23 protein-coding genes are annotated in these 26,082 nt (G+C 33.8%); 15 read left to right on the plus strand and 8 right to left on the minus strand.

The window, feature by feature from the left end; all coding sequences use genetic code 11:
* The first annotated feature begins 28 nt into the window (after positions 1 to 28).
* The 6 genes from BLT46_RS08390 (at position 29) to BLT46_RS08420 (ending at position 7,979) form a co-directional block, all read left to right on the plus strand.
* Complete coding sequence (locus BLT46_RS08390; RefSeq protein WP_090409106.1) at positions 29 to 1,549, plus strand: catalase; 1,521 nt, start codon at positions 29 to 31, stop codon at positions 1,547 to 1,549.
* Positions 1,550 to 1,611: 62 nt separating this feature from the next.
* Positions 1,612 to 2,124, plus strand: coding sequence for an ankyrin repeat domain-containing protein (locus BLT46_RS08395; RefSeq protein ID WP_090409109.1), 513 nt, complete (start codon positions 1,612 to 1,614; stop codon positions 2,122 to 2,124).
* A gap of 293 nt (positions 2,125 to 2,417) precedes the next feature.
* Positions 2,418 to 5,060 carry a toxin-antitoxin system YwqK family antitoxin gene (locus tag BLT46_RS08400; RefSeq protein WP_143021881.1) on the plus strand — a complete coding sequence of 881 codons (2,643 nt, stop codon included), beginning with the start codon at positions 2,418 to 2,420 and terminating at the stop codon, positions 5,058 to 5,060.
* Between the two features lie 1,229 nt (positions 5,061 to 6,289).
* A complete protein-coding gene (locus BLT46_RS08410; RefSeq protein WP_090409117.1) occupies positions 6,290 to 7,204 on the plus strand; it encodes an alpha/beta hydrolase in 915 nt (304 codons plus the stop codon).
* A 4-nt stretch (positions 7,205 to 7,208) separates the two neighbouring features.
* Complete coding sequence (locus tag BLT46_RS08415; protein ID WP_090409120.1) at positions 7,209 to 7,634, plus strand: DUF3784 domain-containing protein; 426 nt, start codon at positions 7,209 to 7,211, stop codon at positions 7,632 to 7,634.
* A gap of 6 nt (positions 7,635 to 7,640) precedes the next feature.
* Positions 7,641 to 7,979 carry an SdpI family protein gene (locus tag BLT46_RS08420; protein ID WP_090409123.1) on the plus strand — a complete coding sequence of 113 codons (339 nt, stop codon included), beginning with the start codon at positions 7,641 to 7,643 and terminating at the stop codon, positions 7,977 to 7,979.
* Between the two features lie 458 nt (positions 7,980 to 8,437).
* Here BLT46_RS08420 and BLT46_RS08425 read toward each other — a convergent pair whose 3' ends face one another.
* A complete protein-coding gene (locus BLT46_RS08425) occupies positions 8,438 to 10,636 on the minus strand; it encodes a B12-binding domain-containing radical SAM protein (protein ID WP_090409126.1) in 2,199 nt (732 codons plus the stop codon).
* 121 nt (positions 10,637 to 10,757) lie between these two features.
* Between BLT46_RS08425 and bshC the strand changes: the two genes are divergently transcribed.
* From bshC to BLT46_RS08470, 9 genes are all read left to right on the plus strand, one after another.
* Entirely contained in the window at positions 10,758 to 12,347 is a 1,590-nt protein-coding gene (bshC, locus tag BLT46_RS08430) for a bacillithiol biosynthesis cysteine-adding enzyme BshC (RefSeq protein ID WP_090409129.1), read from the plus strand.
* Positions 12,348 to 12,444: 97 nt separating this feature from the next.
* Complete coding sequence (locus BLT46_RS08435) at positions 12,445 to 13,101, plus strand: hypothetical protein (RefSeq protein WP_090409252.1); 657 nt, start codon at positions 12,445 to 12,447, stop codon at positions 13,099 to 13,101.
* Between the two features lie 91 nt (positions 13,102 to 13,192).
* On the plus strand, positions 13,193 to 14,065 hold the full coding sequence (locus BLT46_RS08440; RefSeq protein WP_176770742.1) for an SDR family oxidoreductase: 873 nt from the start codon (positions 13,193 to 13,195) through the stop codon (positions 14,063 to 14,065).
* 172 nt (positions 14,066 to 14,237) lie between these two features.
* Positions 14,238 to 15,002: a ParA family protein gene (locus BLT46_RS08445; protein ID WP_090409132.1), complete on the plus strand. Its 765-nt coding sequence runs from the start codon at positions 14,238 to 14,240 to the stop codon at positions 15,000 to 15,002.
* Positions 15,003 to 15,029: 27 nt separating this feature from the next.
* Complete coding sequence (locus BLT46_RS08450; RefSeq protein ID WP_090409135.1) at positions 15,030 to 15,935, plus strand: ParB/RepB/Spo0J family partition protein; 906 nt, start codon at positions 15,030 to 15,032, stop codon at positions 15,933 to 15,935.
* The gene (locus tag BLT46_RS08455) at positions 15,935 to 16,516 is read left to right on the plus strand and encodes a DUF5683 domain-containing protein (RefSeq protein ID WP_090409138.1); all 582 of its coding nucleotides are present in this window, start codon (positions 15,935 to 15,937) and stop codon (positions 16,514 to 16,516) included. Before BLT46_RS08450 ends, BLT46_RS08455 begins: the two co-directional genes overlap by 1 nt.
* A 13-nt stretch (positions 16,517 to 16,529) precedes the next feature.
* A complete protein-coding gene (dapB, locus tag BLT46_RS08460; RefSeq protein ID WP_090409142.1) occupies positions 16,530 to 17,234 on the plus strand; it encodes a 4-hydroxy-tetrahydrodipicolinate reductase in 705 nt (234 codons plus the stop codon).
* Positions 17,235 to 17,269: 35 nt separating this feature from the next.
* Positions 17,270 to 18,862, plus strand: a complete 1,593-nt coding sequence (gene lepB / locus BLT46_RS08465; RefSeq protein ID WP_090409145.1) for a signal peptidase I — start codon at positions 17,270 to 17,272, stop codon at positions 18,860 to 18,862.
* A gap of 8 nt (positions 18,863 to 18,870) precedes the next feature.
* On the plus strand, positions 18,871 to 19,497 hold the full coding sequence (locus tag BLT46_RS08470; RefSeq protein WP_090409148.1) for a WbqC family protein: 627 nt from the start codon (positions 18,871 to 18,873) through the stop codon (positions 19,495 to 19,497).
* Between the two features lie 250 nt (positions 19,498 to 19,747).
* Here BLT46_RS08470 and BLT46_RS08475 read toward each other — a convergent pair whose 3' ends face one another.
* The 7 genes from BLT46_RS08475 to ccoS form a co-directional block, all read right to left on the minus strand.
* Positions 19,748 to 20,443, minus strand: a complete 696-nt coding sequence (locus BLT46_RS08475) for a sulfite exporter TauE/SafE family protein (protein WP_090409151.1) — start codon at positions 20,441 to 20,443, stop codon at positions 19,748 to 19,750.
* Between the two features lie 7 nt (positions 20,444 to 20,450).
* Entirely contained in the window at positions 20,451 to 20,900 is a 450-nt protein-coding gene (locus tag BLT46_RS08480; protein WP_090409154.1) for a FixH family protein, read from the minus strand.
* Positions 20,901 to 20,917: 17 nt separating this feature from the next.
* On the minus strand, positions 20,918 to 22,339 hold the full coding sequence (ccoG, locus tag BLT46_RS08485; RefSeq protein WP_090409157.1) for a cytochrome c oxidase accessory protein CcoG: 1,422 nt from the start codon (positions 22,337 to 22,339) through the stop codon (positions 20,918 to 20,920).
* Between the two features lie 105 nt (positions 22,340 to 22,444).
* A complete protein-coding gene (locus tag BLT46_RS08490) occupies positions 22,445 to 23,419 on the minus strand; it encodes a cbb3-type cytochrome c oxidase N-terminal domain-containing protein (protein ID WP_090409160.1) in 975 nt (324 codons plus the stop codon).
* A gap of 2 nt (positions 23,420 to 23,421) precedes the next feature.
* Complete coding sequence (locus BLT46_RS08495) at positions 23,422 to 23,622, minus strand: CcoQ/FixQ family Cbb3-type cytochrome c oxidase assembly chaperone (RefSeq protein WP_090409163.1); 201 nt, start codon at positions 23,620 to 23,622, stop codon at positions 23,422 to 23,424.
* A 19-nt stretch (positions 23,623 to 23,641) separates the two neighbouring features.
* Complete coding sequence (ccoN, locus tag BLT46_RS08500; RefSeq protein ID WP_090409166.1) at positions 23,642 to 25,825, minus strand: cytochrome-c oxidase, cbb3-type subunit I; 2,184 nt, start codon at positions 25,823 to 25,825, stop codon at positions 23,642 to 23,644.
* Between the two features lie 6 nt (positions 25,826 to 25,831).
* Entirely contained in the window at positions 25,832 to 26,041 is a 210-nt protein-coding gene (ccoS, locus tag BLT46_RS08505) for a cbb3-type cytochrome oxidase assembly protein CcoS (protein ID WP_090409169.1), read from the minus strand.
* Positions 26,042 to 26,082: the final 41 nt, after the last annotated feature.

Raw genomic sequence — 26,082 nt, forward strand, 5'->3', positions numbered from 1 at the left:
TTACTTGTACTACTAAATATATTACACAATGATAAAACAAACTATAGCATTAGGATTATTTGCAATGGCAACTTGTTCTTATGGACAAACACTAACAACAAACTCTGGTGCTCCAGTAGGAGATAACCAAAACTCAAAAACAATCGGAAACAACGGACAAGTGTTGTTAGAAGATATTCACTTAATTGACAAATTGGCTGCTTTTGACAGAGAGCGTATTCCTGAAAGAGTTGTACACGCAAGAGGTGCTGGAGCATTTGGAGAATTCGTAGCTGCAGCAGATTTTTCTGATGTTACAATGGCCGACTTCTTAAGTCAAGCTGGTAAAACAACACAATTAGTTGCTCGTTTCTCAACGGTAACTCACCAACAAGGTTCACCTGAAACGTATAGAGACCCACGTGGTTTTGCTGTTAAGTTCTATACAGAACAAGGAAACTGCGACTTAGTTGGAAACAATTTACCTGTGTTCTTTATTCGTGATGCTATCAAATTCCCTGATATGGTTCACGCTTTTAAACCATCTCCTTTAACAAATGGTGTGTCTGACCCTAACCGTGTGTTTGACTTCTTTTCAAACTTACCTGAGTCTACACATATGCTAACTTGGTTATTCTCTGACTACGGTATTCCTGCTAACTTCCGTCAAATGGAAGGTAATGGTGTACACGCATACAAATGGGTGAATGCAGAAGGTGAAGTAACGTATGTAAAATACAAATGGGTACCTCAACAAGAAAGAAAAAACCTAACACAAGAAGAGGCTGATAAAATTCAATCTAAAAGTGTAGAACACGCTACATTGGATTTATACAACAACATCCAAGCTGGTAACTTCCCTAAATGGGATTTATACGTTCAAATGTTGAAAAGAGAAGACTTTGATGCTTTAGATTTCAACCCAACTGACGTTACTAAAATCTGGCCTGAGTCTGTTGCAAAACTGATTAAAGTAGGTACAATGACGTTAAATCAAACTCCAACTAACTATTTCCAACAAGTAGAACAAGCGGCTTTTGCTCCTTCTAACCTTGTTCCTGGTATTGAAGCATCTGAAGATAAATTATTACAAGGTAGATTATTCTCTTATGCAGATACACAACGTCACCGTCTTACAGGTAACTTCCAACAAATTCCTGTAAACCAACCTAAAAATCAAGTAACTACGTATAACCAAAACGGGTATATGTCATTACGTCCACAATCAGGAGATGTGAATTACCAACCATCTACAAACAAACCAGAGGTTGTTGATAATGCGAAATTCAAATACTCTAAATCTGTTTTCACTGCTAATACAAGTACAACACAACACGTAATTGACAAGGAAAACAACTTTAAACAAGCGGGTGAATTATACAATTCTTTCTCTAAACAAGATAAAGAAAACTTAATCAAAAACTTAAGTGGAGCATTAAATAGTGTTCACAACAAAGTGATTGTTAAGAAAATGATTGCATTTTTCTACCAAGCAGATAAAAACTACGGTAACTCTTTATTGAAAGCAACTAATTTAAAACTTGCGGATATTCAAGAATACATCAAATAAAATTATTTACTAACAAGGGAGCATCCCCACACTCCCTTGTTTTTTACATCAACTAAATTGCTATGAAAAAACTCATTACTACACTTCTATTTTCACTATTGTGTTTTGCTGCACAAGCGCAAGACCTATTTTCTGCTGCTCGCACAAATAACGTGGCTGAAATAGAAAGTTATATCACACAAAAAATAGATATAAATCAGGCTGACGAAAGAGGAAATACTCCTTTAACACTGGCTTGTTATTACAATAATTACGACGTTGCACTTTTACTATTGCAAAACGGAGCTAATCCAAACGCACAAGATTCGTCAGGAAATAGTGCTCTAATGGGAGCTATTTTTAAAGGATACAACACAATTGTTGCCTTATTACTTGAGCAAAAAGCATCAGTTAATCAATCGAATTACAACGGAGCAACTGCTTTGATTTTTGCTGCTACTTTCGGTAAAGCCGAAGTAACAAACCTACTCCTACAAGCTGGTGCGGATAAAGAGATAAAGGATAATAGAGGTAAAACAGCCTTAGATTATGCTTTAATTCAAGAAAATAAAGAGGTAATCGCTCTTTTGCAATAAAAGTTCAGTGTCAAATATTTTCTTTTTTGTTAGAAGTTATAGTTTGCTGTTTGTAAACTACTGATTTCAACCTCAATGCCCTTACATTTCTGTAAGGGCATTTTTATTTTTAGCATAAATAAAACCTCTAAAATAGACCTTGTTTACGCTATTATTGTTTATTTCTGAATGCTATAAAATGTCGCAATTCACGAATATTAGGTAAATAAAAGCCAAAATATTCAAATATTATAAATGACTTTTTTACATTTACCCTTGAGAAAAACACACAAAATCAATTTAATAAACAACCTATGCTGAAAAAAATATTTCCATTGGCATTACTTTTTACTTCGTCAATGTTTGGCCAAGTTGCAAAAGACACACTTTGGGTAGATTCTTTCGACTACAAAGTAGCTAAAAAAGAAGCGAAAGCGTTTAAACTTATCAAGCCAATCAAAGGTCAAGAGTTAAGCATCATTGAAACATTTGACGCGAAAACTAAAAAAATTCAAACGAAAGGAAAAGGTATTGTTCAAGATGATTCAAGCATACTTTATAGTGGTAATGTAGAAAACTTCTCTCCTCAAGGAAAGTTAGAATCTACTTATGTATATGACAACAACGGTCAATTGATCAAAATAAACTCTATCAACCAATTTACAGGAGAAAAATACGAAGGTACTTTCCAAGATGGTTCATTATACAATGGTGAAGTATTCCAAAGATGGTCTAATGTATTCATCAAAATGAAAGCTGTAGATGGTCTTTTCAGAGAATATGAAATCATCAATCCTGCAAACGCTAAAAATCGCCAAGCATTTATATTTGACGAAGAAAACGTAATTACTGAAGAGCAATTCTATGATGTAAATGGTGCATTAACGCATAGTGCTTCTTACGAAAATGGTAGCCCTTATAACGGTACTGCATCTGCTATTAACTACGAGAAATTCGGTGTTAAAGAGATCAATATTTACGAAGATGGAAACTTAGTTGGTAATAAATCTTTCTACTCAACTGGTCAGACAAAGTCTGAAGCGGTAATTAATAGCGACCTACGTGTAGAGAACTTCTTTGCTAAAAATGGACAAAAACTTGGGGAATATAAACTTCGTTATAGTGATGCAGAGTATGTAGGTGAACAAGAAGGAATTATTTACTACTTTAACTACAACGGAAACGAAGATGATATTGCTTCTGCTTATCACTTTGAAAATAATACTATTCGCAAAGTTGATGAGTATTACGTAAATACTAAAAACAACTCTCTTAAAGCGGTTACTAACTACAAAGAAGACGGTTCTATAGAGAAAACGGTTTATTATAACGAAAACGGAACTGTAAAAGGTCAGTTGACATATGATGAATATGGTTATAATCCGTATGAAGGATTGTATGTAGAAGACAATGCAACGACACTTTATAAAGAAGGTAAAATTGTAGAGAGAACATCTTTCTACGAAAATGGAAAAGTGTTTGAAAAACGCAAAGGAGATACTACTGTTTTTTACGACAAAAAAGGAAAAGAATTAGGACGTGTTACACAAGGAATTGACCCGTATTACGAATTAGAAACGTATATAGATGGTTCTGTATATACCTTATTTGATGACGAAATTTCACAAATTACTTCATACAAAAAAGGTGAAATGACGTATTCTGCAACTTTTGATGTTGAAAACGGAAAATCAGTAATGTTGTCTGAAACTTTCTATGCTTTTGGAAGCATTTCTAAAATTGTTTCTTACTACCCTACTGGTGGAAAATACAAAGTTTCTAACTACAATACGCAAGCTTTTTCTATTGAGCCTGCTACAGAAACGTACTATGACAAAGCTGGTAAAGAAATTGGTGCTTACAACTTTGATACAAAAACAGGTACTTATTACGAGTTTAGCGATAAAGGAGTGATTACTCAAATTGCTAAATTCAACGCTGGAACTCCTGTTTACAGCAAAAAATATGCTCCTGTAACAAGAGATATGTTTGAAACAAATCCTAAATACTACTTACAAAGTGAGATTGATTACACTAAACAAGGTAAGTTTTATGATGTTAAAGGAAAATTAGTTTCTACTGTTACTTACAAAAATAATGCTCCTTATAACGGAACTACTTATGTAATTGACGAATACACAATGACTGAAACTGTTTATAAAAACGGACAAAAAGTTGGTGTAGAAAGCGTTTACTATTATAGCTACGATTCTGAAAATGAAGGAAACACTATTGCAAGTAAAACATATTACGAAAACGGAGAGAAAGTGAAAATTGAAGAGTTTCTTCAAGGAGAACTTCAATCTTCAGGAGAATACAAAGATGATGTATTACACGGAATGTACTACTCTTATGACGAGGAAGGTAATGAAGTTTCACGTGTGCAATATAGTGAAGGTATGCCTTACCAAGGAGTCTTAACTGAGCAAACGTGGAATGCGGTTACAACAAGTACGTATAGCAATGGAGAATTAAAAGAGATTATCTACAATGACCTAACCACAGGTGTAGTTTTAGCAACTGATACGTATGTTAATGCAGAAACGCTTAATCGTACTATTGTTGATGCGGAAGGAAATACTGTTTACAAATACACGCTAAAAGAAAACAACCTTGATGGTTTATGCCAATACTTTGAAAAGGGTAAAGTAAAATACAAAGCCACTTTTAAAGAGGGAATCTTACAAGAAGGAACTGTAGCGGTACAAGATTTGAATTATGCTACTGACAGTTACACTTATGCTGAAGAAGCAAAAGATAACTTTACGGTTCTTGATCTGAAAAAGAACAAACTGAAAGTGACTATTTATAAGCAAGAGTCTAATGAGAAAATCTACGATATGGAGGTTAAGATTAAAAAAGCCGACATCAGTGTAGATCCTATCTTATCTAAAAAAATAGACCCTACTAATTTATATCCAGCAAATGAATTATTTTCAACTGCTACTTATTGGTAGTAAATAAACGAATAATTCAATTGAATTTATACAACACAGCTATCTTAGGATAGCTGTGTTTTTTTATGCCTATATCTGATTGTTTCAACTGGCAATAATGCCAACGAGATGTAAGGTATAAACCTATTTTGTTTTTTGTGCTCTCGCCTTTATAACAACAAACTACTTGTTATTTTCCACTTAAAGATAGTTTTTTAGTGTACAAAGGCTATTTTCTGTATCATAGTAAACACGAGGCTTACACGAGTTTTGTTTATACCATGTTCGACACAAGTTCGACACAACGCCCACATTCGCTCGGAAACAGGGGGTGTTTTCCGAACATCTCTCGAATTTGTGTGGTGTCAGTGTCGAACATGGTACGACTATGATTAAAACCATAGTTGCGTAATAATAAACGAATGCTACTGTTTTACAAAAATATCAAAGAATTTAGCCAGCTTGTATTGGGTTGATAAGCAGAACAAATGTCTGTTATATCTAATGCAAAAGTAGGAATAGCTCAAACATAGAAATTGACAAAGCGGTTATTCTGACATCATTTGCTATCATCTGCTATCAAATGACATCATCTGCACTATAAACTCCGTCCCACTTTTGTACATAATTTTCTCCAAACCCTTATGAACAAAGGGATTGAAAGGGTTTTAAATGACATTTAGTCGTAAATAAGCCGTAAATAAGTCGTAATTACCTCACCTAAAGGCCTTTTTCGCGAACGAATTACGACTTAATTCCGAGGTAATTCCGACTTAATGCCGTATGAGATAGTGATAAGATAATCTTCTTATCATCTGCTTTTGTTTTTTATTCCGAAAGATTACAAGCAAGCTTCGTTACATATTAGCACTTGGTTTTTATTGCCGAATGCCTTTTCTATACCCCCCATTCAATATGAAGAAATTATTGATTTTAATTCTGAAAATAACCTTGTAGAAGAACACCTGTGGCACAACATTTGTCCTATGAATAATGTATTAACTTTTTTAATTGTTGAAATACGATTTTATGATACTGATGCCAAAGGTGTAAAATTGTTACTCAACTCTAAAGCATACAACCCAAGTATGCTTGTTGCGATAAAGTAACCTACTTTTTATTTACAAACGAGAAAAGCCTGTAATCTTCATTATGGGCTTTTTGTTTTCTTATTGCCAGTTAGTTTATTATTGTTTATTTTTAAAAACTACTAATAGCTAATCTATTGGTAGCAACTAACCTAACCAACTATGAAAAAACTACTACACACACTTATCTTGTGTTTAGCAATTGCACCTGCTTTTGCCCAAACACAAACCATCGATATTGATGCAGAATTACAAGGCGATTTATACAAAGCAAAATCAGAAAGCAAGCAGTTAGCTATTATCATTGCAGGTTCTGGACCTACTGATAGAAATGGAAATAGCCTTCCTTCTTTGAATGCTAATTCCTACAAACTATTAGCTGAGGGGTTACAACAAGAGGGTATTAATGTCTTTACTTTTGACAAACGCATTATCGCTAAATTGAAGAATAATACCATTAAAGACTATACACCCGACTTTGACGAAAATGTAAAAGACGTAAACCTCATCATTGCTCATTTTAAAAATCAATACCCTTCTATCACTTTAATCGGACATAGTGAAGGTGCGTTGGTGGCAAATCTGGCTACTATTCAAAATAAAGAAGTAACACATTTTGTTTCTCTACAAGGTGCGGGAGAGTCGATAGACCAAATAATGGATTGGCAATTGATAAAACAAATGCCTTTTTTCGAAACACAGATTAAAGCGATTCACGCACAACTGAAAAGTGGTAAACCTGCTACTGATATTCCGCCAATGCTACAAGGATTGTATAATCCAGGCAATCAAGCGTATTTAATTTCGTGGATGAAATACAATCCGACAGAAGAAATTAAAAAAGTAAAAGTACCCGTACTTATTGTTCAAGGAGATAAAGATTTGCAAGTGGTTACTGAACAAGGAGAACTCCTTAAAAAAGCGTTACCAACAGCTACTTTAACAACCATAAAAGGGATGAATCACGTATTGAAAACAGTAGAGAAGGACGAAGAAAACTTAGCTACTTATAGCAAACCATTGCTACCGTTACACAAAGAGATTGTACCACTTATTGCTAACTTTATTAAACAGTAAATAAATGATTCCGTTTATAGTTACCGCAGCAATATTATTTGCACTTAGCTTCATTTTAACTGTTGATAATGCCGACGGATTATTATCTGGTTATAATACGTTATCAGATGAGCGAAAAGCAAAGTATGACATTCATAAAATTGTTCCGTTTACAAATAACTTACTAAGAATTTCGGCTGGCTTTATTTTACTGGGAGGAGCACTTGCTAATTTTTTTGATAGCGGAATTATAGGGATAATTTCGATTATATACCTTCCTGTGCTAATTCTTATTGGAGGTGGAATTTACAGTAGATTCCAACATACGACTGACCCGATTCGTCTGTATGAAAAAATCTTATATACAGCAATTATTGCTTTAATGATTTATCTAACTGTCACTATTCAATGGAGTGAAGTAACCTTAGAATCATTGACAACAGCTAATTAAATACGTATGATTATTTTAATAATAACATCTGTTATCTTTATTCTGTTAGGACTTATTTGTCCACAAATTAAAACGATAAATGGTTTTATAGGTTATAAAACTTATCGTGCTATGAAAAACCAACGCAATTGGGAGTTTGCACAAAAATATAGTGGTAAACTAATGCTTTATTTTGGTGCTACCTCAGCTATTTATACTGTCTTAGCCTATCTATTTCCAATGTTATATATTGGCGAGAGTTTGTATTTTGTAGTACTCACACTTTATATGGCATTCCTTATTTACAAAACAGAAACTGCTTTAAAAAAGATAGAACAAGAAGGTAATGATTATAAAGACTTTTAATAGATATCTATTTCACCAACGTTATTATAAAATATCGTATTAAAAAAATATTACATTTAACATAAATTTAAAACAATAAAAGATATTTTTACATCAGATATTTTTACATCAGATAATTTATTAACACTCCAAAAAAGTAAAACAATAACTATTAATTATGAACAAAAAATCATTAATCCCTATACTGAGTCTTGTTATTCTATATAGCTTTTACAACCTATATTTCGTAGAAAATGAGATCAGCCTTTTAGATTATAAATTCTATTTAAAAGACCTCAATTTTTATGTCTATTTTCTAATCTCTTTATTCTTTGATTTAATTCTAATCTACTCTTTAGTATTTAGAAAAAATAAGAAAACAACGACTATTTAATAGCATTATCCAAAAAGACATTCCTCAAAAACATATACAGAAAAAGCCGCTATATAGCGGCTTTTTTATATCATTCAATCTCTATTTATAACACCAATAAGGCCATATCTCTCAAGGCTTGTGCTGGTTTTGAATACCAAAATGGTTCAAAGTCTTCATTGGTAAACTCCTCAAAACTCTTCTTCATTTCTTGATATGTCATCGTTTGTGATGCTTTTTCTTTTAGCTGTTCAACAAACTGTACAAACCAATCTCCTACTACTCTATCAACATCTACTGTTACTGTTTCTTTCTTAGTGTAAAAAATCAACTGTGCCATTTCAAATACTCTACCCTTCTTCTTTTTCTCGAAATATTCAACAAAAGGAAAAGTTCCCAACCAACATACTTTTTGATTTGGTTTAAACACAGGCAACGGCTCGTTATTCAAACAACTAAATATATAATCTGGCTGAATACTTGTACGGGGTACTTTGAAATCAAACCACTCGTTTAATGGCCAGTCAAAACACATACCGTGCATATAGTTAAACAGCGATTTCTTTAATCCAAATGAAAACTTATCGTGTATAGCACCACTCATTTCTTCGTGTGGTACATCGTTATTAGCAAAACTTCCTTCTTCTTGTAAAAGACTGTTTACTTTGTATTTTTCAGGATTCATTCCCACTGGCGAGTGGGCTGTCATTGCAAATTGATGCCAGAAACCAGACTGCATTACTCCAGCTTCAAATAGCTGACGTACCATCTCTAAACTGTCTATCGTTTCTTGAGCTGTTTGCGTTGGGAAACCATACATCAAATACGCGTGAACTAACACACCAGCTTCTGTAAAGTTTCTATTCACACGGGCTACTTGTTCTACCGTTACTCCTTTGTCAATTAATTTCAACAAACGGTCTGAGGCAACTTCTAATCCCCCTGAAACAGCAATACAACCTGATGCTTTTAGCAATAAACACAAATCACGCGTAAAGCTCTTTTCAAAGCGAATATTTGTCCACCACGTTACGGTTAGCTTTCTACGCAAGATTTCTAAAGCAACTTCACGCATTAAAGCTGGTGGCGCTGCTTCGTCTACAAAGTGAAAACCTGTTTCCCCTGTTTGCTCAATCAACGTTTGCATTCTATCAACAATCTGCTTGGCTGCAATTGGCTCATATACCTTGATATAGTCTAAACTAATATCACAGAAAGTACATTTACCCCAATAACAACCGTGTGCCATTGTTAGTTTATTCCATCGCCCATCACTCCACATTCGGTGCATCGGATTGACAATTTCAATAACTGATATATACTCCGTCAATGGTAAATCTGAATAATCAGGTGTTCCCACTTCCGATTGTTTGTAGTCGCGTTTCAATGGGTTGTTGATATAAACCACCTCATTGTCTTTGGCAACTAACGTACGCTTTAATTCCTCTTGTGAAATCTTCCCTTCTACATATAAAATCAAGTTCTCCAAAGGAGCCTCACCATCGTCTAAAGTAATGAAATCAAAAAACTCAAATACCCTTACGTCTTTTAACGAACGTAGTTCTGTATTTGGAAAACCACCGCCCATAGTAATCTTGATGTGAGGATGGTGTTTTTTAATCCACTGTGCACAGCGAAAACTACTGTATAAATTTCCAGGGAAAGGCACTGAAAACCCGACAATCTTAGGATTAGACTTGTCGATTATTTTAGACAATAGAGCAACTGTAATTTCGTCGATATACGTCAACGGTTGTTGTAACGCATTATATAGTTCGTCAAAAGAATGAGCAGAACGACCTAATCGTTCAGCATAACGACTAAAACCAAAATTACTATCAACAGTTTCTACAATTAAGTCAGAAATATCTTCTAAATAAAGCGTTGCTAAGTGCTTGGCTTTATCAATAATTCCCATTGTTCCAAACGCCCATTCTAACTCCTCCAACTGCTCAAAACGAGAAGCACGAGGCAAATAGTCCTCTTGAACAATAGCGTGAGCTAAAGTAGGATTCTTCCCTTGTAAGAAAGCAATAACAGGACCAATTGTAGCAATGTAATCCTCTTCTAACGCTAAGATACGATGGGTATTAGCAGATACCTCTTCTGTGTGTTCGTGAATATAGTCAAACAACTGCTTTAACCCTTCTGTACTAAATAAGGTTAATATAACTTCTATCCCTAAATCCGATTGATAAGCCGATATGTCAAGGGTATTCAAAAATCCTTTGATATAGGCTGTTGCAGGATATGGAGTGTTAAGTTGTGTAAAAGGAGGGGTTATAAAAGTAATTGTTGTATTCACAGTGTTTCCAAATTTGGGCGCAAAGATACTACTATTCAAAATAGGAATAAAATATATTAACCCAACGTTAAAGGATACCCTACCCCGTTTTATTTTTTTAAATTAGCAAAAAATAATAACTATGCCTTTAGATAAAATTACGTTTCAAAACTCGGGCTATTTTTCAAAGTTAATGGTGGACTACCTAAATCAGGTAGATACTTTAAAACCGTTGTACAACAACTTTCCTACTTTGGAGAATTTTGGAAAACAAATAGCTGAGAAACAAAACAATTTTCCTGTTACAAACAGACAGGTGCTTACTAAGGCGCTATTACAACAATATACTAACGTATCGGCTTCTGATAAAACTATTGCTAATATTCAGTCGTTGGCAAACGAAAACACGTTTACCATTACGACAGGACATCAGCTAAACTTATTTACAGGGCCACTATACTTCTTATATAAAATTATCTCTGTTATTAATTTGACAGAACAATTGAAAAAAGAATACCCTCAAAACAACTTTGTACCTATCTATTGGATGGCAACGGAAGACCACGATTTTGAAGAGATTAATCACTTCATTTTTGACGAAAAAGTTATCTGTTGGAACAAAGAAAGCAAAGGTCCTGTTGGGCGTTTGAGCACAGAGGGATTAGATAAAGTATTTGAAGTGTTTAAAGCTCACGTTGGTGTTGGTGCTAATGCGCAAAAAATAAAAGACTTGTTTGAGTCGGCTTATTTAAAACACAACAATCTAACAGATGCTACTCGCTATTTGGCAAATGAACTTTTTGCTGCTTATGGTTTAGTAATCGTGGACGGAGATGATGTGGAGTTAAAGAAACTTTTTATTCCTTATGTGGAGCAAGAACTGCTAAACCAAAGTGCAATTAAAGAAGTTGAAAAGAGTTTTCCTATTTTAAATGATTACTTGATACAGGTAAATCCGAGAGAGATTAACTTGTTTTATATTTTAGATGATTTGCGCGAGCGAATTGTGTTGGAAAATGATGTCTATAAAGTGAACCACACTCCTATTCAATTTACGAAAGAGGAGTTGTTGGCTGAACTTTATGCACATCCTGAACGCTTTAGTCCTAATGTAATTCTTAGACCTTTATACCAAGAGATTATTCTGCCTAACCTTTGTTATATCGGTGGTGGTGGTGAATTGGCTTATTGGTTAGAATTGAAAAAGGTATTTGAACTACACCAAATTACTTTTCCAATGTTATTACTGAGAAACTCGGTATTATTGGCTACGCAAAAGCAAGTGGATAAAATGGATAAATTAAACTTGTCGTGGAGCGATATGTTTATGAAGCAACAGTCGTTAATGGAGGTCAAAACGAAAGCATTTTCTGAGATTGAGTTCAACTTTGACCAACAACGTCAAGTGTTAATTGACCAGTTTAAAGCGTTAGAAGAAATTGCTGCAAAAACAGATAAATCATTTATTGGTGCTGTGCAAGCGCAATCTAAAAAGCAGTTGAAAGGCTTGGACAACCTTGAAAAGCGATTGATGAAAGCTGAAAAAAGAAGTCATAAAGACCAATTGGAACGCATCGCTATGTTGCAAAATGAGTTGTTTCCAAACAACAGTTTACAAGAGAGAATTGTAAACTTCTCCGTTTATTACAAAGAATACGGTGATGATTTAATCAAAGCGTTGTTTGACAAACAACAACCGTTGGAACAAGATTTTGATATTATTACTTTATAAAATACGAAAAGGCATATTTAATTATATGCCTTTTTTTTGTAAAAGCTATTGGCCATATTTCCCTATCTTAGTTCACAGAAAAACTAAAAGCGCAATTATGGAATTATCTTCTACTCATAGAATGAATTTACCTAAACCAGCAGAATTGCAAACATTGTGTAAAGCACTGTCTGTATTAGAAGCTATTTTTTCTCCAGAATGGGAATATAGATATTACTCGTATAACAACAAATGGAATGAAGGACAAGAGTTCTTTCAAATGAGAGACGGTGAAGGGAATGAAATGTTAGTTCTTTTTACAAAAAGCGGAGTTGTAATTAATGGATTTGACCACGAATTATACGATTATGAGGCTAAGTTACCAGCTAAAAGTGAGCTTACTTTAAACTTACCAGTACACTTTAATGAGTTTATTTTTGGAGAACCCGTTGCTTCAATTGGAACTACGTATTGCTTGTGGACAAATGAGCAAGAAGAATGGACCGTTGGAAATATCAAGTACAAAGACGATGGTTCTAATGACCATTTATACATTTTTGACGGAAACCCGATGACCTATATTGATTGGGTATTGTCTTATTACTTTGACGATGAATTAGACAATTTATCGAGTGAGGCTATTGAAAGTGTTTGTAACATTTACAAAGGGGTGCCTCTAACAAAAGAAATGGTATTAAGTTTAAATAGCGATTTAGAAGATTGGGAGGAACTAAAGTCAGATATTTCAAATATAGGCTATCCTATCACTTTCTAATCGGTTAAAATTAAACCGAGGTAAAGACAAAGATATATGCGTGCATATATCTTTTTTTGTATATTTAACTTTATATCAAAAAACATAAATTATGAGTTTCACAGGAAAGATGCTTCAAGATGGAGCTTTAAACGATAAAGTAATTGTAGTTACAGGAGGAGGAAGTGGCTTAGGAAAGTCTATGACTAAATACTTCTTAGAATTGGGGGCAAAAGTAGCCATCACATCAAGAGATTTAGAGAAACTACAAAATACTGCTAAGGAATTAGAAGAAGAAACAAAAGGTACTTGTTTACCTATTGCTTGTGACGTTCGTCATTATGACCAAGTAGAAAATATGTTACAAACGGTAGTGGATAAATTTGGTAAAGTAGATGTTTTATTAAACAATGCTGCTGGAAACTTCATCTCTCCTACTGAGCGTTTGTCTTCTAACGCTTTTGATACAATTATCGATATTGTATTGAAAGGAACGAAAAACTGTACATTAGCTTTTGGTAAACATTGGATTGAAAAAGGCGAAAAAAACAAGGTGGTTTTAAACATTACAACTACTTATGCTTGGACAGGTTCTGGTTATGTAGTTCCATCGGCAACTGCAAAAGCAGGGGTACTTGCAATGACGCGTAGTTTAGCCGTAGAATGGGCTAAATACGGTATCCGTTCTAACGCTATTGCTCCAGGTCCATTCCCTACAAAAGGAGCTTGGGACAGATTACTGCCTGGTGATTTAAAAGATAAATTTGACGTTACTAAAAAAGTGCCATTGCGCCGTGTTGGAGAACACCAAGAATTGGCAAACTTAGCAGCTTATTTAGTGTCTGACTTCTCGTCTTACGTTAATGGTGAGGTAATTACGATTGACGGAGGAGAATGGTTACAAGGCGCTGGAGAGTTTAATATGCTTGAAAAAATTCCTTCTGAAATGTGGGATATGCTTGAAGCAATGACTAAAAAGAAATAAATTCAATTTTATAAATATTGAATGATAAGTAGATGCTATTTAATTTTTAGATAGCATCTATTTTTATAACGTGCTGAATCATAATGAATTTAGCAAAATGTTAATAAATAAGATTTCGTATACCCACAAAAAATCGTATTTTTACCACTTATAAAAATATTCTTTTGGTAAAATGGGTAAAATCATTGCTATTGCTAATCAAAAAGGTGGTGTTGGAAAAACAACTACATCTGTCAATCTTGCAGCTTCTTTAGGAGCACTTGAGAAAAAAGTCTTACTAATAGACGCAGATCCTCAGGCTAATACAACTTCTGGCTTAGGTGTAGATGTAGATGCGGTTGAAATTGGAACGTATGAAATATTAGAGCACAGCTATACTCCAGAAGAGGCTATTGTAGACTGTACAGCACCTAATGTAAGCTTGATTCCAGCGCACATTGATTTAGTTGCGATTGAAATAGAATTGGTTGACAAACCAAATCGTGAGTATATGCTTAAACAAGCATTACAATCTATAAAGGAACAATATGATTATATTATAATTGATTGTGCTCCTTCTTTAGGGCTATTAACTTTAAACGCACTTACAGCTGCGGATTCTGTTATTATTCCAATTCAATGTGAGTATTTTGCATTGGAAGGTTTAGGTAAACTATTAAACACTATTAAAAGTGTTCAAAAAATACACAACGCTAATTTAGACATCGAGGGATTGTTACTGACTATGTACGATTCTCGTTTGCGATTGTCTAATCAAGTTGTAGAAGAAGTACAAAAACACTTCAACGATATGGTGTTTGACACTATTATTCAACGAAATGTAAAACTGAGTGAAGCTCCAAGTTTTGGAGAAAGTATCATAAACTATGACGCTACGAGTAGAGGAGCTACCAATTATATAAACTTGGCAGAAGAGGTTATTCGTAAAAATAGTTAATACCCAAAACGATATTTTTAGAGTATTATGGCAAAGGCGATTAAAAAACAAGCTTTAGGACGAGGTCTATCGGCTCTTTTAAAGGATCCTGAAAATGATATCAAGTCGATAGAAGATACTAATGCTGATAAGGTTATTGGAAATATTATTGAATTAGATGTTGATTCTATTGAAATTAACCCTTTTCAACCAAGAACTAATTTCAATGAGGAGTCTCTTAGTGAATTAGCAACAAGTATTCACGAGCTTGGGGTAATTCAACCTATTACTGTTAGAAAAACTAACTATAATAAATATCAATTAATTTCAGGAGAACGCAGATTACGTGCTTCTAAATTAGTTGGCCTGCAAACTATTCCTGCATATATACGAATTGCAAACGATAATGAATCGTTGACTATGGCATTGGTTGAAAACATCCAACGTCACGATTTAGACCCTATCGAAATTGCACTTTCTTATCAACGCTTAATGGACGAAATTGATCTTACACAAGAACAAGTGAGTGAGCGCGTTGGTAAAAAAAGATCAACTATTGCAAATTACTTGAGATTATTACGCCTTGATCCTATTATTCAAACGGGAATTAGAGATGGTTTCATCACAATGGGACACGGTCGTGCAATTATAAACATTGAGGATCTTGACGCTCAAACAGATATCTACCACAAAATTATTACAGAGAATTTGTCTGTAAGAGAAACGGAAGCTATTGTTAAGAATTATCAATTGTCACTAAAAGGTATGCTTACTCCTGAAGTGCCAAAAACAACAAACGAATTTAAAATTCCAGAAAACTACACAAGATCTTTTGGTCAGTTTTTTGGAACTAAAGTAGACATAAAGGCTTCTGCTAATGGTAAAGGTAAAATTTCAATTCCTTTCCACTCTGAAGAAGATCTAAATCGTATTATCAAACTTTTAGAAAATTAGTGAGAAGTAATCTTTTAATCTTGATGTTTCTCTTCACTGTATTCTGTAACCCCACATTTGCACAGAATAAAAAAGAGAAAAATAAATCTGTTCCTTCAATTAGTAATATTGAAGAAAAACCAATGGATCCATTAGCGCCAGCTCGTGCTGCATTCTTTGCGTCTGTTGTTCCTGGATTAGGACAGATTAACAATGGTAAATATTGGAAATTACCGCTGGTTTATGCCGGAATTGGTGTACCTACATATTTTTGGATTGATAACCAAAGACAATATACTCGCTATAGAAACGAATATAAAAACAGATTACAAGGTATTCACAATGTTGACGATCCTACTTTTGGAGGCTTAGACAACGATCGTTTATTAGAGGCTCAAAAGTTTTATAGACGTAATCGTGATTTGTCTGTTGTAATCACTGCTGGTTTTTATATTTTAAGTATTATTGATGCCAATGTTGACGCGCATTTAATGCAGTTTAATGTTAATGAAAATTTGACTATTAAACCTGCTTTTGAATACAATCAGATTGAGACTCCTAATCAATTCCAATACGCTATTAACGTTCAATATCGTTTTTAAAAAAAAACTATTTATGAAAATTGCATTATTAGGCTACGGGAAAATGGGTAAAATCATTGAACGTATCGCTATAGAAAGAGGTCATACTATTGTATTAAAAAAACATAGTAATGATGCTTACACAGGACTTGAACAGGCTGATGTTGCTATTGATTTTAGCGTACCGACTGCAGCTGTTGAAAATATTACGACTTGTTTAAATCTGAAGGTACCAGTTATTTCGGGTACTACTGGTTGGTTAGAACATTACCAAGAAATGGTTGATTTGTGTCAACAAAAAGAAGGAGCTTTCCTTTATGGTTCTAACTTCAGCGTTGGAGTTAATGTCTTTTTTGAACTAAATAATTATTTAGCAAAAATGATGAGTAACCTAAAGGAATACAATGTATCAATGGAAGAAATTCACCATACTCAAAAGTTGGATGCTCCGAGTGGTACTGCTATTTCTTTAGCGAATGGAATCATTGAAAACTCCAGCTATGAAAAGTGGACTTTAAACGACGCTAAAGCAAATGAAATTCATATTGATGCTATTAGAGAAGATGCTGTTCCTGGAACTCATAGTGTTTTTTACGACTCAGAAATTGACCAAATAGAGATAAAACACACGGCACATAGTCGTGAAGGATTTGCTTTAGGAGCTGTAATTGCTGCAGAGTGGATTCAAAATAAAAAAGGAGTTTTTTCGATGAAGGACGTTCTTAATTTGAAAAAATAATTACCTTCACATCTTACATTAAATAATTATTCGCTATGACAATGACGCAATGGTTTCTATTTTTCCTACTTGTTCAAGTAATTCATTTTCTTGGAACTTGGAAATTATATGTGAAAGCAGGTAGAAAAAGTTGGGAAGCAATAGTACCTGTTTACAATGCAATTGTATTAATGGGTATCATTAACAGACCTAAATGGTGGGTTATCCTACTTTTTATTCCGATTGTAAACTTGATTATGTTCCCAGTAGTATGGGTTGAAATATTGAGAAGTTTTGGTAAAAACAAAGCTATTGACACTGTGCTTGGTGTTGTAACTTTAGGTCTTTATATCTTCTATATTAACTATGCTACGGATGCTAAATACGTTGAAAACAGAAGTACAAAAGCAGAAAGTAACTCAGGAGAGACTGTAAGCTCTATCTTATTTGCTGTTGTTGTTGCTACGATTATCCATACGTATGTAATACAACCTTATACAATTCCAACGTCATCATTAGAAAAAACGTTATTGGTAGGTGACTTCTTATTTGTGAGTAAGTTTCACTATGGTGCAAGAACACCTATGACAACAGTAGCTTTACCAATGGTACACGATACTATTCCTGGTACTAAGCTTAACTCATACTTAAAGAAACCTCATTTACCATATTTTAGATTGCCTGGTTTCCAAAAAGTACAACACAATGATATTGTTGTGTTCAACTGGCCTACGGATACCGTATATCAATTTAACGATCCACTACACCGTCCTGCCGTTGATAAGCCTATCGATAAAAAGACGAATTATGTTAAAAGAGCAGTAGGTCTTCCTGGTGAAAACTTATCTATTAAAGATGGAGATGTTTATATCAATGGAGAAAAAATGAAATTGAATGATCGTGCTAAATTACAGTTTACTTATACGGTAAAAACAGATGGTTCTGCAATTGACTTTAACTCACTTATCAAACGTTTAGATTTACGTGAAGGTGCGAGTTACTACAACAACGACCCGACAACTATTATACTTGGGGCAGTTACTGATGAGGCAGCTGAAGTTCTAAGATCTGTAACTGGTGTAGTTAGTGTTCAAAAAGGACTACCAAAAGATTACCAAGATCAAATCACTCCTATTGTGTCTAAAATGTTGTTCCCTCACAATCAAGTTGGCTGGAACGAAGAAAACTTAGGTCCTATTCATATTCCTGCTGAAGGAGAAACTGTAACATTAACACAAGAGAATTTACCATTCTACCAACGTGCTATCTCAGTATATGAACACAATAAATTAGAGGTTAAAAATGATCAAATCTATATTAATGATGTAGCTACTGATAAATATACTTTCCAACAGAACTATTACTTCATGATGGGAGATAATAGAAATAGATCTGAGGATAGTAGATACTGGGGGTATGTACCAGAAGACCACATTGTAGGTAAACCTGTATTCGTTTGGATGAGTTTAGATCAAGCTATTCCATGGGGACAAGCCATCGATAAAATCAGATGGGACAGATTGTTTACAACAGTTAATGGTAATGGAAAACAAGTTTCTTACTTCCCTTACTTCTTAGTTATTGTATTTGGTCTTGTAGGTTACAACACTTACAAAAAGAGAAAAGAAAAAAAGAATTCTAAATTTTAATTGATAAAATGAATAACATTCTTATTCATCCTACTTACTTTGCTTCTGTTAGCCATTATGTAGCTATGTTACAGGCTGACAGTGTAATGTTTGAAGTAGAAGATAATTTTCAGAAACAAACGAACAGAAATAGAATGTATATCTATAGTGCTAATGGAATTCAAATGTTGAATATACCAGTTAAGCACAGCGATGATAAGCACAGGAAATTTAAAGACACAAGAATTGAGCATGCTTTTGGATGGCAAAAACAGCATTTTAAGAGCTTAGAAGCTGCGTATAGAACTTCTCCTTACTTTGAGTACTTTGAAGACGATATACGTGCTATTTTCGAAGGAAAACATGACTTTATGTTAGACTTAAATTTACAAATACATGAAGTTGTTAATTCTTGTTTAGGTATTTCTATTCCGTTTGAAAAAACAATTGAGTTTGAAAAAGACTTGACTGAAGATATATCTGATTTTAGATCATTAGTTAATGGTAAAAAAGACATTAATTCTTTTGAAAGTTATATTCAGGTTTTTGATGAGAAACACGGATTCCTAAATAACTTGAGTATTTTGGATTTATTGTTCAACGAAGGAAGACATGCTGTTGATTATTTAAAACGTCAAGAGCTAATTATAAAGTAAAAAAAAAGGTAACTTATATAAGTTACCTTTTTTTTGTATTCTCTTTTCATAGCAATCTTAATACATTTTATCAAAGTACTAAGACAAACAGAACAATGTATTTAGTTTCTTTTCATAGCATTTTAAAACACTTTTATCTGTTTGTTATTATTAAGACAACCTTATAGTAGAAAAGTCACTTAAAAAAGTAACTTTTTTTATTTTTTATGGACACAAAAACACAACACACTGATTACAAGTCATTAACAAACTAACAATTTGCCTCACCTCTAACAAATAAATTTAAGTTATCAGGAGATATAAATGGAATATCTAATCCTAATCCTCTTAATATAAATAGCATTCCAAAAAGAACAATAATAAATGGATAGTACTTCATTATAGCATTTCTAACCTTCGTAGAGAATAAATCTCTAACATAAACTACCGAACTCATTAAAGGAATTGTACCTATACCAAATAACACCATATAAAGCATCCCTAAAGCTATATTCTGCGTAGCTAATGCTCCAAAAAGAGCAACATACACCATTCCACAAGGTAAAAAGCCATTAAAAAATCCAATCATATATAAAGACTTAACATCTTGCTTTTTAAACTGAGAACCCAATGCTTTCTTTAATTTACTTGTAAGCTTATATATAGGTTTTAAAAAATTTAAACTCCCCAGCTTATTTTGTGGTATCAAGACGAATAAAATCATTAAAATACCAACTACAATTGACATTTGCTGTTGAAGTCCAGCAATGTACAATCCTTTACCAAAAAGTCCAAAGACAAGTCCTAAAATAGAATATGCAGATATTCTACCTATATGATAGGTGAATATCTGCATAGCCTTTTTAGATTGATTGTTCTTAGAAACAGGTAATATCATAGCAATTGGTCCACACATACCTATACAATGTAGACTGCTGACTAACCCAAAAATAAGTGCAGTAATCACGTTTAAATTATTTAACTGTTAACTTATCTATATTTCTATAATCAGAACCCTCATAATTCCATTCGATAGCAATATCCCAACGACCGTCTACCAAATTTGTGTTAGGTATGAGCAAATTGGAAGAAGACAAAGATATAGGAATATCAAAGTCTAATTTCTGGTTAGACGGTCTATATAGGAATATTTTACCGGTAATTTTTTTATAATCAAACTCTTTAGGAAATGAAACAACAACACCTTCTGATGACACTTCTATTCCAACTGGACGAGATAATTTCAAAGCCGCAACTTCTCTATCATGTCTTCCATCAACTTCTATCTCTTGTTGATAATAGTTTTCTGTAACTAACTCATTATCAAACTTCGGATTAACTTGAACTCTTATAACATATTGTAATATAAACACCATGAATAACCCCATAGCAATTACAATTCCTGTTCCAAAATTAAATTTCATACCTAACAAATTTTAAATTAATCTAATGTTCTTGGCCCAAGGAAGTTTGTTGAAGTTGTTTGTATCAATTTATCCCCATCATACACTTCGATTTTGACTTTAGTACGGTGGCTTTCTAATAAATATTGAGGTACTTCAATAAACATTGTTCCTTCAGCATAACCTTCTTTTTCTACTTTAATAATAGGTTTCCCTACTAAAATAATCTCTCCTTGCTCAGGCTCTTTTAGTTTAAAAGTAATGTCTTCAAAATCACGCATTGTTTTATTAACAACTTTGAATGTATAAACATTACTTAGGTTCTCACCTTTATGCTCGTAAGTTTGTCCTGCAACACGTAAAACAGTCGCTTCAACATCTGTTCTTAAAAATAATAATCCTATTAAAATGAAAGATAAAATTCCTAAAACAGCTGTATATCCTTTCTGTCTTGGAGTAAACTCAAACTTCTTATTCTCTGTAATTTCTTCTTCTGAAGCGTAGCGAATTAAACCTTTTGGCAACCCAACACTTTCCATCATATGATCACACTCGTCAATACAAGCAGTACAGTTTGTACATTCTAATTGAGTACCATTACGAATATCAATCCCTGTAGGACAAACATTTACACATTGCTTACAATCGATACAATCACCTATTCCTGCTGCTTGACGATCAACATCTTTTCTAAACTTAGCTCGACCATTCTCTCCTTCTCCTCTTACGTGATCGTAAGCTACAATAATAGATTTATTATCTAATAAAACCCCTTGTAAACGACCATAAGGACAAGCAATCACACATACTTGTTCTCTAAACCAAGTAAATACAAAGTAGAAAACTGTCGTAAATATCAATAATCCAATAAATCTTCCAATATGATTAGAAGGTCCTTCTTTCATCATTTGTATCACATCATCTGATCCAATAATGTAAGCTAAAAATACATTTGCAATTGCAAATGAAATCAAGAAGAAAATAAACCATTTAGTCAAGCGCTTTCTAATTTTCTCACCATTCCAAGGTTGTTTCTCTAACCTCATCTGAGCTCCTCTATCTCCGTCAATCCAATATTCGATACGTCTAAAAACCATTTCCATAAAAATAGTCTGTGGGCATATCCAACCGCAGAAAATACGACCAAAAGAAACTGTAAATAAAGTAACAAAAACAACACCAATGATTAATGAAATTACCACTAAATAAAAATCTTGTGGCCAAAAAGGAAAACCAAAAATGTTGAACTTTCTATCTATTACATTAAATAATAAAAACTGATTTCCATTCAATTTAATAAATGGAGCCGCAAATAGAAAAGCAATTAATAAATAACTAACTATTTTACGTTTGTTATAAAAAGGTCCTGAAGGCTTTTTAGGGTGAAGAAATACTCTTTTCCCATCTTTACCAATAGTACCTATGGAGTCACGGAAACTCTCATCTTTTTCTGTAGCCATAGTATTGTGTTTTTAAAAAAAGGCTGAGCGAGTTACCTCTACTCAGCCTTTTATATTTTATTGTAGTTTAAATCTGCTCAAAAAGAACATTTATTATCTACTGACTTATTCAGCCGAAACTTCTGTATTGTCGCTAGAAGCTTCTGTATTTTCTTCAGCAGGAGCAGCTTCTGCTTCTCCTCCTTCATTTGCTAATTCAGCCTTTGACCAGATGATATCTCCCTCTGGAGCTTTTGCTTCTGCTGGAGTAGTACCATTTAGAGAAATTACATAAGATGCAATTTTTTCAATTTCAGATGGTTTGAAGTTTGATTTCCAAGGCACCATCCCTTTTCCTGGACGACCTCCTTCAGAAATAGTGTTGAACACATTTTTCATACCTCCACCTAAAATCCAATGATCGTCTGTTAAGTTAGGCCCAATTGCTCCTCCACCATCTGCTTTGTGACACATTGCACAGTTTGTATCGAAAAGCTGTTTACCAGCAGCCAATACAGCAGGGTCATCAGAGAATACAGCTTGATCTGCAGTTAACATATCTGGTGCTGTTTTCTTATATTCTTCTACTTGTTCTTTAGCAGCAATCATCTCTTTTTCATACTCAACAACTTGACTATCTCCGTCAAATACGTGGAATCTTAATAAGTAAATTACAGCAAAAATGAACGTTACGTAGAATAACCCAACCCACCAAGGCGGTAAATCATTATCTAACTCTTTAATTCCATCATAATCATGATCCATCATGATATCACTTTCTTCATGGATTTCTTTCGTCTTAGTTAATTTCTTCATTAACCTCTTAACCCATGGAGACTCAGCAAAAGGAAGACTCTCTTCTTTAGCTTTTGCAGCTCTTTCTTCTGGCGTCATTAAACGATCCAGAATCTTATTTGTTGCCGATGCTACAATTTCTACAGCAATCAAAGCAAATAAGAACAAACCTAATAAGATTAGAACAACTGGATGTTCCATAAATGCAGGCTTGCCACTTTCTCCCCCTATTATCCATTCTATTGCGAAAAAGAAAATCGCGAATAAAAGAGGTACTCTAACATATACTGGAAAAAACTTCTTCATAATTAATTTGAATTAGGATCAACATTTTGCTCTTCATCATCCATGAATGGCATATTGCTTAATTCTTCTATTGTATCTTTTTTATAGGTAGCAACCCATATAAAAAGTCCAACAAAGAAAGTAAAGAAAATGAGTAGCGAAATAATTGGGAAGATTTCAATCCCTCCAATCGTTTCCATATTATGTTTAATGAACTTTAGCATATTGATTCACTTTTTTATATTATTCTTCTACTCTTTCTTTAATATCTGTACCTAAACGTTGTAAGTAAGCAATTACTGCTACAATTTCACGTTCGCTCATTGGAACAAACTCTTCTCCTTTTGCTTCAGCACGTTTTTTACTATCCTCATATGATTTAACATAATCTGGATCGCCTTCTAAATTAAGTGCTATTCCTTCTGCTTGCGCTTTAATAGAAGCTCTTGCATTAGCAATATCTTCATCAGTATAAGGAACACCTAATGTTCTCATTACGCTCATTTTTTTCTCAATGTCAGAATAATCTTTTGCTTTGTTAGCAAATAACCATTTATAACCTGGCATAATAGAGTTTGGAGATGTTGATTGCGGGTCAAACATGTGATTATAATGCCAGCTATCAGAATATTTACCTCCAACACGCATTAAATCTGGACCTGTTCTCTTAGACCCCCATAAGAATGGGTGATCGTAAACATACTCTCCTGATTTTGAATACTCACCGTATCTTTCAACTTCTGAACGGAAAGGACGAATCTGTTGAGAGTGACATCCAACACAACCTTCTCTAATATATAAGTCACGACCTTCTAACTCTAATGGTGTATATGGTTTAACACTTGTAATAGTTGGAATATTCGACTTCACGAAGATTGTTGGTATAATCTGAACCATACCTCCAATTAAAATAGCAATTGTAGTTAAAATAGTAAACTGAATTGGTCTTCTTTCTAACCATACGTGCCATCCTTCTCCTTTTAATCTTCCTGCAGAAATTCTTGTTAATGCAGGTGCTTCAGCTAATTCATCTTCTACTGGCTGACCAGCTTTAACTGTTTTATAGATATTGTAAATTAATACAAGTACCCCTGCTAAGTATAATGTACCTCCAATTGCACGCATCGCATACATTGGTAAAATAGCAGTAACAGTTTCTAAGAAGTTACCATATTTTAATGTTCCATCTGGATTAAAGTCTTTCCACATTAAGTGTTGAGAGAAACCTGCAACATACAATGGAATCACATATAAAATAATACCTAAAGTACCAATCCAGAAGTGGAAGTTAGCTAATGCTTTAGAATATAAATCTGTTTTTACCATTCTTGGAATTAACCAATAAACCATACCGAATGTCATAAATCCATTCCAAGCTAATGCACCAACGTGTACGTGAGCTACGATCCAGTCAGTAAAGTGAGCAATAGCGTTTACGTTTTTCAATGATAACATTGGTCCTTCAAAAGTAGCCATACCATATCCAGTAATACCTACAACGAAGAATTTTAAAACAGGATCTACTCTTACTTTATCCCATACTCCACGAAGAGTTAACAAACCATTAATCATACCTCCCCAAGATGGAGCAATCAACATAACAGAGAATACTACTCCTAAGTTTTGTGCCCATTCAGGTAAAGCTGAATACAATAAGTGGTGAGGTCCCGCCCAGATGTATAAGAAAATTAATGACCAGAAGTGAATAATAGAAAGTCTATAAGAATAAACTGGTCTATTAGCAGCTTTTGGCAAGTAGTAATACATTAACCCTAAGAACGGTGTTGTTAAGAAGAACGCTACTGCGTTATGTCCATACCACCATTGAACTAATGCATCTTGTACCCCAGCATAAACTGAGTAAGATTTGAAAGCACTCACAGGCAACTCTAATGAGTTAAAGATGTGAAGTACTGCTACCGTAACGAATGTAGCTAAGTAGAACCAAATAGCAACATAAATATGACGTTCTCTTCTCTTAATGATTGTCATAATCATGTTTATACCAAATGTTACCCAAATAATTGCAATTGCAATATCAATTGGCCATTCTAACTCGGCATACTCTTTTGATGTTGTGAACCCTAATGGCAAAGTAATTACTGCACCTATTAAGATTAATTGCCATCCGTAAAAGTGAAGATTACTTAAAAAATCACTGTACATTCTGGCTTTACATAACCTTTGTAAAGAGTAATAAATACCGCCAAAAATAGCGTTACCAACGAATGCGAAAATTACCGCATTTGTGTGTAGAGGACGTAATCTCCCGAAACTTAAGAACGATATTCCATCGGTTAAGTTAGGAAATATAAACATCACTGCTAACAGTAACCCTACTAGCATCCCTACTGCTCCAAAAAATATCGAAGCGTAAAGAAATTTCTTTACAATTTTGTTGTCATAATAAAATTGTTGCACTTCCATAGTTGTTTATATTTGATTTTCTTTTTGATTTTTATTGTTAGTCTTTTTTTCTTTCAAATCTTTTGAGGTGATTTTTACTTCATCGTCAAATAACATACGTACCGATGGAGTATACGAGTCATCAAACTGTCCACTCTTAACGGACTTGATGAACAAGTATAGAAAGATACCAGCAACAACAACGCTGATACTGATTAAGAAATAAATAACACTCATACCTTTTATTTACATTACAAAATTAACATATCCCATTCCTC

It is taken from the genome of Myroides phaeus, assembly GCF_900099675.1.
Taxonomy (GTDB): Bacteria; Bacteroidota; Bacteroidia; order Flavobacteriales; family Flavobacteriaceae; genus Flavobacterium; species Flavobacterium phaeum.

What these genes read in the sequence shown, in the direction of transcription:
- BLT46_RS08490 (WP_090409160.1), bottom strand. Translation starts at nt 23,419, where the DNA reads ATGAAGAAGTTTTTTCCAGTATATGTTAGAGTACCTCTTTTATTCGCG.
- BLT46_RS08470 (WP_090409148.1), top strand. Translation starts at nt 18,871, where the DNA reads ATGAATAACATTCTTATTCATCCTACTTACTTTGCTTCTGTTAGCCAT.
- BLT46_RS08420 (WP_090409123.1), top strand. Translation starts at nt 7,641, where the DNA reads ATGATTATTTTAATAATAACATCTGTTATCTTTATTCTGTTAGGACTT.
- BLT46_RS08390 (WP_090409106.1), top strand. Translation starts at nt 29, where the DNA reads ATGATAAAACAAACTATAGCATTAGGATTATTTGCAATGGCAACTTGT.
- lepB (WP_090409145.1), top strand. Translation starts at nt 17,270, where the DNA reads ATGACAATGACGCAATGGTTTCTATTTTTCCTACTTGTTCAAGTAATT.
- ccoG (WP_090409157.1), bottom strand. Translation starts at nt 22,339, where the DNA reads ATGGCTACAGAAAAAGATGAGAGTTTCCGTGACTCCATAGGTACTATT.
- dapB (WP_090409142.1), top strand. Translation starts at nt 16,530, where the DNA reads ATGAAAATTGCATTATTAGGCTACGGGAAAATGGGTAAAATCATTGAA.
- BLT46_RS08440 (WP_176770742.1), top strand. Translation starts at nt 13,193, where the DNA reads ATGAGTTTCACAGGAAAGATGCTTCAAGATGGAGCTTTAAACGATAAA.
- BLT46_RS08435 (WP_090409252.1), top strand. Translation starts at nt 12,445, where the DNA reads ATGGAATTATCTTCTACTCATAGAATGAATTTACCTAAACCAGCAGAA.
- ccoS (WP_090409169.1), bottom strand. Translation starts at nt 26,041, where the DNA reads ATGAGTGTTATTTATTTCTTAATCAGTATCAGCGTTGTTGTTGCTGGT.
- BLT46_RS08450 (WP_090409135.1), top strand. Translation starts at nt 15,030, where the DNA reads ATGGCAAAGGCGATTAAAAAACAAGCTTTAGGACGAGGTCTATCGGCT.
- BLT46_RS08445 (WP_090409132.1), top strand. Translation starts at nt 14,238, where the DNA reads ATGGGTAAAATCATTGCTATTGCTAATCAAAAAGGTGGTGTTGGAAAA.
- BLT46_RS08495 (WP_090409163.1), bottom strand. Translation starts at nt 23,622, where the DNA reads ATGCTAAAGTTCATTAAACATAATATGGAAACGATTGGAGGGATTGAA.
- BLT46_RS08480 (WP_090409154.1), bottom strand. Translation starts at nt 20,900, where the DNA reads ATGAAATTTAATTTTGGAACAGGAATTGTAATTGCTATGGGGTTATTC.
- BLT46_RS08410 (WP_090409117.1), top strand. Translation starts at nt 6,290, where the DNA reads ATGAAAAAACTACTACACACACTTATCTTGTGTTTAGCAATTGCACCT.
- bshC (WP_090409129.1), top strand. Translation starts at nt 10,758, where the DNA reads ATGCCTTTAGATAAAATTACGTTTCAAAACTCGGGCTATTTTTCAAAG.
- BLT46_RS08400 (WP_143021881.1), top strand. Translation starts at nt 2,418, where the DNA reads ATGCTGAAAAAAATATTTCCATTGGCATTACTTTTTACTTCGTCAATG.
- BLT46_RS08395 (WP_090409109.1), top strand. Translation starts at nt 1,612, where the DNA reads ATGAAAAAACTCATTACTACACTTCTATTTTCACTATTGTGTTTTGCT.
- BLT46_RS08415 (WP_090409120.1), top strand. Translation starts at nt 7,209, where the DNA reads ATGATTCCGTTTATAGTTACCGCAGCAATATTATTTGCACTTAGCTTC.
- ccoN (WP_090409166.1), bottom strand. Translation starts at nt 25,825, where the DNA reads ATGGAAGTGCAACAATTTTATTATGACAACAAAATTGTAAAGAAATTT.